The organism is Photobacterium arenosum, from assembly GCF_014841115.1.
Lineage (GTDB): Bacteria > Pseudomonadota > Gammaproteobacteria > Enterobacterales > Vibrionaceae > Photobacterium > Photobacterium arenosum.
This window is the reverse complement of record NZ_JACYTP010000013.1, coordinates 141995-148248: the sequence shown is the minus strand read 5'-3', so window position 1 is coordinate 148248 and position 6254 is coordinate 141995. Positions and strand designations below refer to the sequence as shown.

The following is a 6254-nucleotide window of genomic DNA, read 5'->3' as shown; positions in this document are numbered from 1 at the left end:
GCTAGTATGAAGCATGAGAGTTACCTCTTATTGTCTTTGATTACGGATTCAGCACCTTTAATCAAAGTGGGTAACTCTCTTCATTTCAAATTGAAGTGTCAGATCTAGTCAGAACTAATACAATGTAGTGCCGGTGGCCGTTATCGCCAAGATCATTAGTTCAGAAATCCCTGTAAACTAAGTCGTTTAGTTAAGTGGGCCATAATTCACTGAAGCTGATTAGTGAGCTGAGTTTTCTGGTATGTCGATCCAACACGCCAATAATACCAGCAGTACTAGTTGTTTCGGGCTCACTTCAAGATAGAAACGTTTACGCAGCACTCTTAACCTCCGTAGGAAGAAAAAGGTGCTGGACACATCCTGCACCTTTTTAATTACTCTTCTGCGTCGAAAACTATATTGCCCTGTAACACTGTCATTAAGATCTTAGTGTTTGCAATCTTATCGATCGGTAAACGAGTGATATCATGTTCCAAGATGGCAAAGTCTGCTGATTTACCAACGTCTATCGAGCCAGAAACATCACTGATTCCTAAACTTTCAGCAGCATTGATGGTGTAGGCATCAATCGCTGAATGAATATCTGGCATTCCTGTTTTACCCATTTTAAGGCTATTGGCGATACCAACTAATGGATTGATATCATGGACATTCCAGTCACTACTTAATGTGACGTTAGCTCCCGTATCAATGATGGCTTTCAGGTTCATCATGGCTCTGGTGCGCTTTGCACCAAGAAAAACTTCTGCCCATTGATGATCATGGTAGGCCACATAATCTGAGCCTACCTGAAAATCTGCCGTCACATCCAGTTTGGCAAAACGAGGCACATCTTCAGAGTTCACCAACTCCACATGGGTTAGTGTATAAGGCTTTAACGCCCCTTGATTACGGATGTATTCGATAGCATTTAATGACTCACGAATGCCGCCATCACCAATGGCATGGATATGAGCGCTGTAACCAATCTGATATAGCGCTTCAAGCCACTTCTTCATTTGCAGCGATGGAATATAGTTAATGCCGTAAGGCTCGTCAGGAATATAGGTGTCCAGATACGGAGCCAGCGTTTTTGCTGTTCCGTTTATAAAAATACCATCGCTATACATTTTCACTTGATCAACCAGCAGTAAACGAGACTTGTCGCTGGATTGAATTTTCTTCAAAAATGCAAGCTGTGGCTCCACGGAATCAGCCGGATAAATCCACGGGCGAAGCGACACTCTAGCTGTTAGGTCTCCTTCCTTTTCTGCTTTTTTCCAGACCTCATACCAGCCACGCTTCCAATACAGTCGACCGTCGCCAATTGTGGTTATGCCATGTGCTGCAGCTTCTTCAAGACCAGCCATTAAGCCTTCGTAACTTTGGTCAAACTGGTTCTCCAAGCTGTTCCATGCCATCTCCATAACAATGTCGCCCGCGTTATCAAGCAAAATGCCATTAAGTTCGCCGGTTTCTTCGTCTTTGAGAATCTTGCCTCCTTGTGGCTCTGTGGCGTTTTTGGTGATTCCTGCTAGCTTAAGGGCTGCTGAATTCACCCACATAGAATGGGAAGTTTGCTCCATAATGACTACAGGCTGATCCGGGAAAATACGGTCAATCACTTCTAAGGGTGTGTAGCGGTTGTCATCGCTTAAAATAGCATCCAGAGAAAAGCCATAACCCATCAGCCATTCATTCGATTTAGCTTGTTTACGACACGTTTTCAGATAAGGAATCTGCTCTTCCAACGAAGCATCCATACTCAGCTCGCAATTACCTCCAGCCTCTGAAGCCGCTTCAAACACATGGTTGTGGTTATCGATAAAGCCTGGCATCACAAAGGCTTGTTCAACATCAATCATATTGGTTGTCGAGCTGAGATAGGCATTGACTTCGGATACATCCCCAACGTACACAATTTTGCCATTGTCAATTGCAATAGTATCTGCATTGTTGTATCCGTAAATATTCGCGTTAGTGATAATCACATCCGCTTGCTCAGCAGCAAGAGAAACTGGGCTCATGGTTAAGCTCGCTGTTAATGCAAGTAAGTAAACTCGGCTCATTGTTGATCCTTTAATGCCCCACAATATTTGTGAGTATAGAAAGTGTTTCGTTGATTTGACGAAAGCTTACCGCAGTCAAAAAATAATAGAAAAATAGTGAGTATCAGAGTTTTTGGATAGTCTGTTCAAATCAGGTTTCAAGTTACTTATTGTTATAAATTTCACTATTGTTAAAGTAATTAATCTAATAGTATTTTGTTCAGTTGTGAGTTTAGCCGACCAAATCTTGCATTCAGATAATAAGTGCAACACCCGTAACATTCGTAAGTTTTGACCAAGTGCCAGATGGCGAGACCTACTTCCAGGGCAGTAATGCAAGTATCGAAGATAATCTGTCTGATTATACAGGCGTGAGCGGCGAAGCGGATATTGAAAAAGTAGTTGTTGGTTTTGCGGATTAATTGTTACTGGCTTTTCTGATTCCTGTTCCACGGAAATAAAAATGCCGCCTGTGTGAGTTATTACCAGGCGGCTAAAGTTCAGCAAGAGAATATTGTTATTATTGTGTAGGGCTTATTTCAGTGCAGGGAAGGTCTGATAGCGAACGCCCATCATTTGTTCCATACAGTGAACGACCTGGCAGCTGTAGCCAAATTCGTTGTCATACCAGATATACAGCACGCAGCGCTTATCTTGTGCGATAGTTGCCGCACCATCGACAACACCCGCATGGCGAGAGCCTACTATGTCGCTGGATACAATCTCAGTCGATTGGGTGTAATCTATCTGACCAGACAAAGCCGAATTCAAAGCGACGTTTCTCAGGTAGATGTTCAGTTCTTCCGCAGAGACATCAGTACCCAGATTCAGGTTAGCCACGGCCATGGACACATTCGGGGTAGGGACACGAATTGCGTTACCTGTCAGTTTACCGGCCAGTGCAGGCAGTGCTTTCGCCACCGCTTTGGCTGCGCCTGTAGAAGTCAGTACCATATTCAGTGATGCTGAGCGTCCACGACGTTCGCCGGAATGGAAGTTGTCGATCAGGTTCTGATCGTTGGTGTAAGAGTGAACAGTTTCAATGTGCCCGTTCAGTACACCGTACTTATCATGAACGGCTTTCAGTACCGGTGTAATGGCGTTGGTGGTGCAGCTCGCGGCTGAGATAATGGTATCTTCACTCAGAATGTCTTTTTCATTCACACCGAATACGATGTTCTTGATCTCACCTTTACCCGGCGCAGTCAGCAGCACTTTCGCTGCACCCGGGCACTTCAGGTGCTGGCTCAGGCCGTCAGCATCACGCCAGATACCTGTGTTATCGACCACAAGCGCATTGTTGATGCCGTAGGTGGTGTAATCTACATCCGCCGGGCTGTTTGCATAAATAACCTGAATGTAGTTACCGTTAACAATGATGGCTTTACGCTCTTCATCAACAGTAATGCTGCCGTTAAACTGGCCGTGTACAGAGTCACGACGCAGCAAGCTGGCGCGCTTTTCCAGATCGCCATGTTTACCACCGCGGACCACAATCGCTTTCAGGCGCAATGGGTAGCCTGGGCCACTTTTCTCAATCAGCAGACGAGCCAGCAGGCGGCCAATCCGTCCGAAGCCATAAAGCACGACATCACGTGATTGCAGCGTTTGTGTACTGCTCAGGGATTCAGCCAGTGCCGTTGTCAGGAAATCGTCCAGATGGCTTTCGTCATTGTGATCTTTCCAGTACGCATGTGCCAGCTGACCAATATCGATACGGCAAGGCGACAGGTCCATGTCGTTCAGCTTTTCGACCAATGGCAGGGTCAGGGAAGGGGAAATATCAGAGCCGGTATAACGGCGACCAACACGGTGGGCTTTAATCAGGTCGATAACAGAGGCATTGACTACCTGACGACCGAACAACAGCACTTCGACGCCTTTTTGTCGATATAGCTGGCCAAGAATTGGTGAGATGGATTCAGCATTAGTTTGACTTGTTTGCCAGTCTAGGAGGTAATTTTCCGGACTCATCTTTACTTAGGACCTTTCACATATTGGGAAGAAAAACAGGCATTTATCCTGTGAGCTGTTATCGTTTTTATGGGCAGGGATTGTAACGGTGCATGGGTTATTATCCTAGTAAAATTAATCACTTGTATTTGTGATCTAGATCTTTTGTAACTTGTGATCTTGGTCGTTTGCTCAGAGTGATATGCTGGAATAAGTGTGAGGTAAGAAATAACTTATTTTTTAAGTAATATTAGGATGATTGTAATAAAACAAGAAAAAATGGCTGCCAGGGAACAACTCTTCAATAAAGTTGGTATTTTTACAAAAAAAATCAGGTGACGCCGCCAAAACGGTGTCAAGCCCTGCAGAAATCGCTGTCACCAGCTTGCTGGTAAGTTTTTTCTCAGTATTCGGTGATATTTTAGTCAGTAAAGTGTTTTGCCATTGGTAGCGCTCAGGCAGAATGCCGCTTTTGTCGTCTCTGTGTACTGTCGGACGCTTTCTTCAGTGAACAGACAAAGCGTGATAAAACTCACGTCATCTGTTAATATGCTCGCCAATTTCCGATGAAAAGCTGCCAATGCTATCAGGCAGCTTTTTTCATGTCTGATTATTGTTGTAGGAACCTATTTTGATCACAACAGCGAACATCACCATGCAGTTTGGCGATAAGCCTCTGTTTGAAAACATCTCCGTTAAATTCGGCGAAGGAAACCGTTACGGCCTGATCGGTGCTAACGGTTGCGGTAAGTCGACGTTCATGAAAATCCTGAGTGGGGAACTGGAGCCTTCTGCTGGTGTGGTCAGTAAAGATCCTAACGAGCGTATGGCGAAGTTAGGTCAGGATCAGTTTGCTTTTGAAGAGTTCACTGTAGTTGACACCGTGATTATGGGTCACAAAGAATTGTGGGAAATCAAAGCGGAACGTGATCGTATCTACTCGCTGCCGGAAATGTCTGAAGAAGACGGTATGCGTGTTGCCGATCTGGAAACCGACTTTGCTGAAATGGACGGTTATTCTGCTGAAGCCCGCGCGGGTGAATTGCTGCTTGGGCTGGGTATTCCTGAGCACCTGCACTTTGGCCTGATGAGCGAAGTGGCACCTGGTCTGAAAGTACGGGTACTGCTGGCTCAGGTGCTGTTTGCTGATCCTGAAATCATGCTGCTGGACGAACCAACGAACAACCTGGATATTAATACTATCCGCTGGTTAGAGCAGGTTCTGATGCAGCGCAACTGCACTATGATCATTATTTCGCACGACCGTCACTTCCTGAACACTGTTTGTACTCATATGGCGGATCTGGACTACGGTGCATTGCGTCTGTTCCCGGGTAATTATGATGAATACATGGTGGCAGCGACTCAAGCCCGTGAACGTCTATTGGCCGACAATGCGAAGAAGAAAGCGCAAATTGCTGAGCTGAATACGTTTGTCAGCCGTTTCTCTGCTAACGCTTCGAAAGCGAAACAGGCTACCTCTCGCCAGAAGCAGATTGATAAAATTCAGCTTGATGAAGTGAAAGCCTCCAGCCGTCAAAACCCGTTCATCCGCTTCGAACAGGAAAAAGAACTGTTCCGTAACGCACTGGAAGTGGAAGGGCTGAAGCAGGGTTATGGTGAGAACATCCTGATCAATGGCGTTAACCTGATGGTAGAAGTCGGTGAGCGTATTGCAATCATTGGTGAAAATGGTATCGGTAAGTCAACTTTCCTCAATACCCTGGCAGGCGTTATGACGCCGATGAGTGGTATGATTAAGTGGTCTGAGAATGCCAATATCGGCTTCTACGCGCAGGATCACTCCGCAGATTTCGACACCGACATGAATCTGCTGGACTGGATGGGCCAGTGGAAAAATGAAGGCGATGACGAGCAGGTTGTTCGCGGTATTCTGGGTCGTATGCTGTTCTCGCAGAATGACATCAAGAAATCAGTTCGTGTGATTTCCGGTGGTGAGCAAGGCCGTATGCTGTTCGGTAAATTGATCATGCAAAAGCCAAACATCCTGTTAATGGATGAGCCAACTAACCACATGGATATGGAGTCTATTGAGTCTCTCAACCTGGCGCTGGAAAACTACAAAGGAACATTGATGTTTGTCTCTCACGACCGTCAGTTTGTATCCTCGGTTGCTACCCGCATTATTGAAATCACCAAAGACGGTGTAAATGACTTCCACGGTACTTATGATGAGTACCTGCACAAGCAAGGCATTGAGTGCTAATCCCGTACTTTTAAAGACAGCCGCCTTTCCGGGCGGCTTTTTTTATG

The 6254-nt window shown here is 45.6% G+C and carries 3 protein-coding genes; 1 reads left to right on the top strand and 2 read right to left on the bottom strand.

Annotation, left to right across the window (positions count from 1 at the left end; genetic code table 11):
• Positions 1 to 374: 374 nt before the first annotated feature.
• Both IFO68_RS17800 and IFO68_RS17795 read right to left on the bottom strand, forming a co-directional pair.
• Positions 375 to 2048 carry an amidohydrolase gene (locus tag IFO68_RS17800; protein ID WP_192017161.1) on the bottom strand — a complete coding sequence of 558 codons (1674 nt, stop codon included), beginning with the start codon at positions 2046 to 2048 and terminating at the stop codon, positions 375 to 377.
• Positions 2049 to 2561: 513 nt separating this feature from the next.
• Positions 2562 to 4001 carry a glyceraldehyde-3-phosphate dehydrogenase gene (locus IFO68_RS17795; RefSeq protein ID WP_192017160.1) on the bottom strand — a complete coding sequence of 480 codons (1440 nt, stop codon included), beginning with the start codon at positions 3999 to 4001 and terminating at the stop codon, positions 2562 to 2564.
• 610 nt (positions 4002 to 4611) lie between these two features.
• On the opposite strand from IFO68_RS17795, the gene IFO68_RS17790 reads away from it, so the two are divergent.
• Positions 4612 to 6207: an ABC-F family ATPase gene (locus IFO68_RS17790; protein WP_192017159.1), complete on the top strand. Its 1596-nt coding sequence runs from the start codon at positions 4612 to 4614 to the stop codon at positions 6205 to 6207.
• Positions 6208 to 6254: the final 47 nt, after the last annotated feature.